Consider the following 8,801-nt stretch of genomic DNA (forward strand, 5'->3'; position numbering starts at 1 on the left):
TTTTATGTCCGGCCCTTTATACCATTATTGGCTTTATTATTTCGTGCAAGCTGCAAATAATTATTCACTTTGTCTGTCGCGAGCGTAATGTCTCCAAGCTTGTCACCATTCAGCAACCGCTCCATGGTTTTGGCCACGCGCGCCTCACGGGCAATGCAAATATCCGCGATTTCTGCTGCTTCATCTGCGGGCAGCACCACAACACCGGAAGCATCCGCCAGCACAATATCGCCCGCCAATACCGGTACATTGCCGCAGGAAACCGGACGATTGAATGTACCGCCAAGATCAAGCTGGCGCGTTGTGATTGAGGATATGCCCCGACACCAGACCGGCAAACCTTCTGCAAGAATTTCCGCGGCATCCGTGCATGGTCCGTCAATGATCACACCGGCAATACCGGCTTGTTTTGCAGCACGTGCCACAACGCCGCCAAGGCAGGCGTGACGGTCATCCCCCAGACGGTCAATCACCAGCATATCGCCTGCCCGCAAGTGGCTCAGTGCGTAATGCAGTAATGTTGAACACATTGCCGGCAAAGCAAGTGTTACCGCAACTCCCGCGCAAGCATGCTGCTGCCGGTCGAGCGCTTGAATATTGCCATGCATAAAACCTGTATGACGCAAATGCCCGACACTGGCAGTCTCAATTTTTTCCAGATGTCGCAACAATGCCGGATCCACGACCTGCGGCATCGGTTCAATACGATATTCACGCATAATTCTGTTCTCTTTGTTCTGGAGTTTGTGTGGTTTGCAGAGGATTGCGCGGATCATAATGCAATAACTGCTGCATTAACCGTGATGTGTAACCGACGATGTGATCGCAGATGATTTTACCCTTCGCGGCACTTGCCTGTGATGCGGAGCCACCTAGCATACCATTTGCATCCACCTCGTCACAATTGAGCGGAAACTGTACCGGCAATCCTTCAAAATCCGCGCCCGACACCCCTTTTACAGGAAGCCCGAAAACACTGCCGCGAGGCTGGCATTCAGAAAGCCAGTCCGGCCGCACGAGATGCGGGAAGAGATGCATATAAACCGACGTTAGCGGCTCGCCACCATGACCGCGAAATTGTGCGGAATGCTCACCATAAAGATTACGCCATAAACGATCCGGAATAAGTTTCCAGATATTGACACAAGGAATAATCACATCCCGCTCCCGCCTGATCTTGCGGCAGACCTGATCAATCAAAAAAGCATTGGTGCTGTGACCGTTAAAAATCAGCAGATGTTCATGCCCATGCTCCAGATAGGAAACCAGCATATCTTCAAGCACTGCGCAGAAAGTCTCCGCACGCAATTGCACACCGCCACTCATTGCGCGGAAAAAATCTGCATAGCCGAAAGGCAATGTCGGCGCAGTTAAACCGCCTCCTGCTTCCGCACACATCTGTGCCAGCCTGTCGGTGAGCATAAAATCCCCCATAGGCGCATGTGGTCCCTGCTCTTCCTGTGAGCCAAGCGGAATTAACACGACAGACGGTTTTTTCATTCGCTGCGCAAAGGCCCGATGCGTCATGTCGCTGATGCGTGTCTGATCTTCAATGCGTATTCCATGAAGTGCGGGAAGGCTCAACTCGGATGAGTTAACATTCACCTGTCGATCAAGCTGTAATTGCCCTTGCCTGAAAGTCAGGCGAACCGTATCGCGGAATGCTGTTTCAATGAAAACCCATTCCATTTCCAGCACACGGTTCTCACCACTTTGCGGCAACCAGCGGGCACAGGCTGCGACACGCAAGCCTTTTTCCGGCTGATAAGAATGATGCAGCCGAGCACCACTCATTGTCGTAACAGTTTCGATAAAATGTCCGAAACCCGCACGAATATGATGGATTCCGGCCTGATCCTGCATGGTAAATTGTACAGCGTCTGCATCCTGCATAAAGCAAACAATTGCCACGCCCTGATCATTTCCACTGATGCGGTATGCACCACAACACGCATCTGCTGCAAGATCGGCCTTGCCGCCATCAGGCTTTGTTGCGATATGCAAATTGACTAGCCGCGCTTGCAAGGCACTAGCAGTCTCAATCGCATTTTCACCGGCACCGGATCCAAGTGCCGGCAACAACCGCTCATAAATCAATTGATGCACACGACGATCGCTGTCCGCCAGCCCGCCGGTAAAAGCCACCACAGTTTTTTGATCCGGCAAGATAATGCAATATTGACCAAACAAGCCATTGGCCGAAAAACTATTATGCGGCCCGCGCCACCATTGATAGCCATAACCCTCGCGTTTGCTGATTGCTTCTCCATCAGCCAATTCATCCGGCCCCAGATAATGATCACCGGTGAATACACCAAGCACGACATCGCGGATTTGTATGGCAGTTGCCGCCTCCACCCAATCACGCGGCAATAATTGTTTGCCCTGCCACTCGCCTCCCTGCAGATGCAAGATGCCAAGTTTCAGCATATCTTCGCTTGTGCAGCTCAGGCCGTTGCCGCCGGTATTGACACCATCTGTGCCTTTATCCCAGTCCATGGTAGCGGACATAGCCATTGGCTTGAAAATCCGTTCTTTCAGATAATCATGGATCGGCCGCCCCGAAACCTTCTGCACGATGGCAGAAAGCATATAGCTGGCAGCGCTGTCATAAACGAAAGTTTCACCCGGAATAAAAGGTGTCGGCTGTTTGAGAAAATCCTCAATCCAGCTGGTTTTGATCCGCCGCCATGAACCGCCGGAAATGCCGCGTCCATGCCCGCTTGTCATCGTCAGAAGATGACGCACACGCATAGCTTGCAAATTGGCATCCGGCATTTCATGTAAATGCTCAGGAAAGAAATTGATGACCTGATCATCAATCGATAATAAACCGTCAGCAACCGCCAGTCCGACAGCCATTGAGGTAAAACTCTTGGTTACGGAATGCATCATATGCGGAATCTCTGCCGAGAACGGTGCCCAATAAGCATCGGTAATAAGCGCACCATCCTGCCAGATCAGCAGGCTGTGCAATTCAATATTTTCCCGCTCAATTTCGTCCAGAACAGACAGAATAACAGCAGGATTTGTCCCACGCATATGCGGCATTGCCCGCGGCAAAGTTTGAGAAATCATGTTCATGCTTTTTGTCCCGCCTCGTGCTGCGAGTGGTTATCAAAGCGCCAGTTAAGCGAAACGCCGGTTTCGGTGCGTGTAAGTGCCGGAATGGCGGACAGAAGCTCGCGGGTATAATCAGATTGCGGATAATCAAAAACCTGATCGCGTGTTCCTTCTTCAACAATAGCCCCATCACGCATCACCACAACACGATCTGCGAGTTGCTCCACCACGCCAAGATCATGGCTGATAAACAGACAGGAAAAACCGTAACGGTGTTGTAAATCCGCCAGCAATTCCAAAACTTTGGAGCGTACGGTTACATCCAGCGCCGAAACCGCCTCATCAGCCACCACAAATTGCGGTCGTCCGATCACTGCGCGTGCGATAGCTACACGCTGGCGTTGCCCGCCGGAAAGTTCGTGCGGATAACGGTCGAGATATTGGTTGCCAAGCTCGACCTCTTCCAAAATTGTTTTAACCCGTTCCTGCTTTTCTTGAGCATTAATTGTTTTATCAAGACGTAAAGCCTCGCCGACCAGATCTTTGATTTTCATACGCGGATCAAGTGAGCCAAAGGGATCTTGAAAGATCATTTGGCAATTCAAACGATAATCTTGATAACACTTAGAACCGGTTTGAACCGCCTCTCCGCGAAACAATATTTCACCCGCCGATGCCGGAACCAAACCAGCAATACAGCGCCCCAACGTCGTTTTGCCTGAACCGGATGCGCCGACCAGTGCCACCACTTCACCGGAATGAACCGCCAGATCAATACCATGAAGTGCCCGTTTCATTTTGCGGCTGGCTAATAGACCGGAGGAGACACGATATTCCACCTCAAGCGCACGCACCTCAATGACCGGCTTGCCCTTATTTTCAAGATGTCTTGCAGGCCCGCGTACCGGCATTGCCTGCAACAGAGATCGCGTGTACTCGTGCTGCGGATTTGCAATCAACTCAGCACAGGCACCTTCTTCAACGATCTCGCCTTTACGCATAACAATGATACGGTCGCAATAACGTGCCACCATCGGCAAATCATGGCTGATCATCAATAATGCGGTTTTATCTTCACGCACCATTTCCAACATCAATTCCAGCACTTCGCGTTGCACCAACGCATCCAATGCAGTGGTTGGTTCATCGGCAATCAGCAATGCCGGTTTGAGCAACATGGCAGAAGCCAGCATAATGCGCTGGCGCATACCACCGGAAAACTGATGCGGAAAGGCATTGAGTGCCGCTTCTGTATCCTTAATACCGACACGGCGCAGCATTTCGGTCATTTGGGTATGGCGCACTGCTGCATCCAGCTTGGTGTGCTGGCGCAAAGGCTCCGACAATTGCCGTCCGATCGTCATTGACGGATTGAGCGAGGTCATCGGTTCCTGAAACACCATACCAATTTGAGCCCCACGCATGGCACGCAGCTCTTTATCCGCCATATGCGGCACCGATCGCCCCTGAAACCGGATGTCTCCACCGTCGATCTCAATCACCGGCGGCTGTAATTTCATCAAGCTGCGGGCGACCATGGTTTTACCCGAACCGGATTCACCAACAATACCGACAATCTCGCCAGCTTGAACGGTAAAGGATACATCATGCACAATCGGCTGACCGCTGACGCCGCTGACTTTGAGATTGAGGTTTTGCACCTCAACCACAGGGATATCCGATGATAAAGACTTATCAACTGAGGACTTTGTCATATCACAAACCTCTCATGCGGGGATCAAAACGGTCTCGGACAGCATCGCCGAAGAGATTAATACCAAGCAAAGTCAGAGAGATACAAAGACCTGGGAAAATACCAAGCCACATTGCTTCTGCTATATGCGGACGTGCACTGGCCAGCATATTGCCCCATGTCGGCGCAGGTGGCGGCACACCAAGGCCGAGAAAACTCAGCGCGCTCTCCGTCAGGATCACCGAGCCAAACATTGAGGTCGCCAGTACAATCACCGGTGCCAGACAATTCGGCAGAATATGACGGATCATCGTATAGAGTGCGGAATTGCCCATAACGCGTGAGGCTTCAATAAATTCCCGCTCCCGCAGAGATAAAACCGAACCGCGCACAATCCGCACCATGGATGGTGTATAGGCCATACCAAGGGCAAGAATAATGCCATACATATTGGCACCGGTAATCGATAACAGTGCCAGTGCCAGCAGCATACTTGGAAAAGCGAGCAGCGCATTATTGCATGCCATGATAATACGGTCTGCCCAGCCGCGGGCATATCCGGCAATCACACCGAATGTCACACCGGCGAGAACCGCGCAAAATACAGTTGTCAGGCTGATGGAAACGCTTGTACCGGCAGCAGCCATCAAACGGGATAAAACATCGCGTCCAAATTCGTCGGTACCCAGCCAGTGCGCCGCATCAGGCGCCTGTAATTTGGCACGTAGATTAATACGTAGCGGATCATAAGGGGTCCAGAAGCGGCCGATAAATGCAGCACCCATAAAGCACACAAGCAATGCACCACCAAGGATATGGTTTCTTTGATAGTGTTTCATTCTGCAGTCACCCGCGGATCAAAGAGAGGATAAAACAGATCAATCACGAGATTGACCAGCAAATAGGTCACGGCCACAAACAGCAGACAGCCTTGCACCACGGCATAGTCGCGGGCATAAATTGAATCGATGATCAGCCGCCCAAGTCCGGGAATGGTAAAAACCGTCTCCACCACGGCCACGCCGCCGAGCAGGTTGCCAAGGATCAGACCGATCAAAGTCCATGTCGGGCCGAAAGCATTGCGGGCTGTATGGCGAAACAGAACTGCCGTTTCACTCAGGCCTTTGGCACGGGCATGGGTGATATAGTCGAGACGCAGCACATCCAATGTCGAGGCGCGTGCCATGCGCACAATGATGCCCGTTTCGTGCAGCACCAGTGTCATCACCGGCATGATCAGATAAATCAGACCTGCTACAGGATTATCAGTTATGGAGACATAGCCAAGCACCGGCAACCAACCGAGCTTCAAGCCAAACCCCAACAAAATCATCAAGCCGAGCCAGAATGTGGGAACAGACAGCAGCAAAGTCGACATGGCAACAATACCAAGATCGAGCGTACTGTTCTGCCGCCATGCCGCTATCATTCCCAGCGGCACAGCGATCAGCACCGATAATGCAACGGCAATCAATACCATTTGTGCACTGGTGGCAAAGCGTTGCAACACCAGATCAAGTACCGGTTCGCCATTAAGAACGGATGTGCCGAGATTGCCCTGCAACACATTACCCAGCCAGATTACATACTGCACCGGCACTGGTTTATTCAGACCCATTCGCTCGCGCGCAGCAGCCAATGTATCTGCATCAGCAAGGTCTCCCAACATCAGACTGGCAGGATCCCCCGGTATCAACCGGATCAGACCAAACACGGCCACAGAGACAAGAAAAAGGGTCGGGATTGCCGAAAGCAATCGTGAGAAAGCAAATCTCAGCATTAAATTATCCAGTTAAAATCAGAGCAATTATTCGGAGCGATCAACACCCCAAAAGCGTGCAAATCCCTGCCAGGTGCGATAGCCCTTCACCTTCGGACCGGAAACGCCGACATCAAGACCATTGGCAAGCATCACAAGGGGCATTTGTTCCATAAAACGGCTATGTAACTCATCAAATATGATCTGCCGTTTTTGAGGATCAGCAACATTTAATGATTGCTCGACCAATTCTTCGACCTGCGGATCATCCCATATATAATTGGCTTGTTTTTCTTTAGAACCAACAATCGTCCTATAGGCAATGGCCGGATCAGAACGGTTGGAATAATTGAAAGCCATGATCTGATAATTGCCGCTATTATAGCGGTCGAGCTGGCTTGCCCATTCAAGCACTTCGATATCGGCATTAATACCGGCCGACTGCAGCATGGCCTGCGCAATCACTGCCGTATCATAATTAATTGCCGAGCGGCGATTGGTGATAATCTTGATTTTCTCACCATTATAACCGGCTTCTTTTAACAGAGCGGGAACAGCTGACGGATCATAAGTATAAGCTTTATCCTGCGCTTTGGTGTGATACATCGAACCGCTTGCCACCAGAGAATTATTGGGTACGCCAAGACCATAGGTCACAGAATCCACAATCTGCGGCGTGTCCAGCGCAGCAATGACCGCCTTGCGCATAGCTGGTTTGGACATCAACGGATCCTTGGTTTGGAACAGCATGGTGATCAGCCCGCCATGGGGTGCAGCAACCAAGGTCATGCTCTTGTCATCCATCAGCTTCACGGCTTCACTCGGCGGCAGATATGGCAACACATCCAGCACGCCGCTGCGTAATCCTGCCACTGCTGTCGCGGTATCGGGCACAACAACCAATTTAACTTCATCAACCAGCACATCTTTGCGCCCGCCATAGCCATCAGGTTTATCGCCATAAGTCGCATAATCGGCAAATTTCTTTAGTGTCAGACCCTGACCACGTTTCCAATCACCAAAGGTGAACGGGCCCGTCGCTATCGGCGCTTTCCATGAGCCATCTTCATTAAAGGAAGAAGGATGAACAATACCTGTAACCCCGCATTGCGACTGCGCCATATAGTTTAAAAATAACGCATAAGGACGATCAAGCTTGATGCTGACTTTTTGCGGCTCTGTCACGTCAACCGAAACGACTTTTGCACCGCGGCTGCCATCAAAAAATGGTTTGCAGTCGAAATCAGGATTACTGAATAGTTTATCAAGACTGAACTTGACATCATCTGCCGTCAAGATTGCGCCATTATGAAACTTAACCCCGTCACGCAACTCAAAAGTATAAGTTGTTTCGTCATCCGAGACTGTCCAGCCTTTGGCCAGCATCGGTATTATCTCCCCTTTTTCACCGGCCGCAACAAGCCCCTCGACAACATTCAACATTACAGAATCCGTGCCCGCATCACGATTTATGCCGGGCTGGGAACTACGGATATCAGCAGTAATCTGCACTGTCAGTGTTTTGGCTATCGCGGCACCTGAAACAACGATAAAAGCTGAAGAAAGCAGAATGCGACTAAACGATCGCGATAATGACATGTTGTTCACCCTATTGTTTTTTGAGTTAACAAAAAACATTTCATATGTTGTATTTATAGTCAATAGTGATTTTCTTCATTTTGTAAGACATACGTAATTTTATGTCTGCCCCTTAAAAATAGTTTGATTTGGTGGCAATTCAAAACTCTCTAACAATTGGCTTCGATCAACGAGAGCGTGATAAAATATCGACTGCTTGCAGCAGTATAAAACTGTTAACAAGTCATGTGGCTATAATAATAACAGGAATTTTAGGCGAACTAATAAATAACGGAGACGAACAACTGCTCTGTCATATGTATAAGAACTCTTAGAAAATTAATATTGGAAATTTATTAAGTTAATAACTTAGGGAAAAAACAGGATAAAATTATTCAGCACCAGCATTGGTTCCGATGGCAAGACATAGTTGAAAATGGCTCTGTTACCTTAATTTCGGCGTAAACATCTACAGCGATAATAGGAAATGATCGACAGCCGCCCATCTCTTTATCACCGCCATCGTTTTCCTGCCGAGATTATCGCGGAAGCGGTGTGGCTATATTTCCGCTTTCCGCTAAGTTTCCGCATGGTTGAAGACATGCTCGCCTATCGTGGCATTCTTGTTATTCATAAAACGGTACGTGAATGGGCGGAGAAATTCGGTTGAGATTTATGCCAATACAATCTGGCGTCTCACCCCACGTC

The 8,801-nt window shown here is 49.9% G+C and carries 6 protein-coding genes and 1 pseudogene; 1 reads left to right on the forward strand and 6 read right to left on the reverse strand.

Annotated features, from left to right (window positions below):
- Nucleotides 1–2: 2 nt before the first annotated feature.
- Genes JNC77_RS16145 through JNC77_RS16170 form a run of 6 tightly spaced genes read right to left on the reverse strand, consistent with a single transcriptional unit; the run spans nt 3 to nt 8,114 of the window.
- Nucleotides 3–719, reverse strand: coding sequence for an RraA family protein (locus tag JNC77_RS16145; protein ID WP_374834347.1), 717 nt, complete (start codon nt 717–719; stop codon nt 3–5).
- The gene (locus tag JNC77_RS16150) at nt 712–3,084 is read right to left on the reverse strand and encodes a creatininase family protein (RefSeq protein WP_374834349.1); all 2,373 of its coding nucleotides are present in this window, start codon (nt 3,082–3,084) and stop codon (nt 712–714) included. Before JNC77_RS16150 ends, JNC77_RS16145 begins: the two co-directional genes overlap by 8 nt.
- On the reverse strand, nt 3,081–4,778 hold the full coding sequence (locus JNC77_RS16155) for a dipeptide ABC transporter ATP-binding protein (protein ID WP_374834351.1): 1,698 nt from the start codon (nt 4,776–4,778) through the stop codon (nt 3,081–3,083). Before JNC77_RS16155 ends, JNC77_RS16150 begins: the two co-directional genes overlap by 4 nt.
- Nucleotide 4,779: 1 nt before the next feature.
- The gene (locus JNC77_RS16160) at nt 4,780–5,595 is read right to left on the reverse strand and encodes an ABC transporter permease (RefSeq protein ID WP_374834353.1); all 816 of its coding nucleotides are present in this window, start codon (nt 5,593–5,595) and stop codon (nt 4,780–4,782) included.
- Entirely contained in the window at nt 5,592–6,536 is a 945-nt protein-coding gene (locus JNC77_RS16165) for an ABC transporter permease (protein WP_374834356.1), read from the reverse strand. The genes JNC77_RS16160 and JNC77_RS16165 overlap by 4 nt, the downstream gene beginning before the upstream one ends.
- Nucleotides 6,537–6,563: 27 nt before the next feature.
- Complete coding sequence (locus JNC77_RS16170; protein WP_374834358.1) at nt 6,564–8,114, reverse strand: ABC transporter substrate-binding protein; 1,551 nt, start codon at nt 8,112–8,114, stop codon at nt 6,564–6,566.
- A gap of 466 nt (nt 8,115–8,580) precedes the next feature.
- Between JNC77_RS16170 and JNC77_RS16175 the strand changes: the two are divergent.
- A pseudogene (locus JNC77_RS16175) lies at nt 8,581–8,760 on the forward strand (IS6 family transposase); the annotation flags it as partial.
- Nucleotides 8,761–8,801 lie beyond the last annotated feature (41 nt).

Origin of the sequence: Paenochrobactrum pullorum, assembly GCF_041929845.1 — a bacterium.
Lineage (GTDB): Bacteria > Pseudomonadota > Alphaproteobacteria > Rhizobiales > Rhizobiaceae > Paenochrobactrum > Paenochrobactrum pullorum.